Origin of the sequence: Bartonella sp. CR127HXZ (genome assembly GCF_042194555.1) — a bacterium.
GTDB lineage: Bacteria > Pseudomonadota > Alphaproteobacteria > Rhizobiales > Rhizobiaceae > Bartonella > Bartonella grahamii.
The window spans coordinates 1-248 of the sequence record NZ_JBHIMZ010000056.1; the positions used below are offsets into that span (position 1 = coordinate 1).

Consider the following 248-nt stretch of genomic DNA (forward strand, 5'->3'; position numbering starts at 1 on the left):
CAATGCTCAAATGCAAAGGCTCTATGACAATGCTGTGGAGCAGCAAGATCCCTTGGGGTTAGTGCTAGGCAAGCCCTTAACGCCTCAGCAAATTGCTGGGATCAAAAAGGATATGATCTGGCTTGAGACCCACCTTGTCGACGGACAAGAGGTCTTGGTACCCCACGTTTATTTGGCACCAAACACTTCTTTAGCACAAGATGTTTATGGGGCAAAAACGCAGCAAGGAAATCTTGCCAGTGCACGTT

1 protein-coding gene is annotated in these 248 nt (G+C 48.0%); it reads left to right on the forward strand.

From position 1 onward, the window contains the following. On the forward strand, nucleotides 1–248 hold a 248-nt coding region (locus ACFIKY_RS09020), incomplete at both ends, for a hypothetical protein (protein ID WP_375661736.1).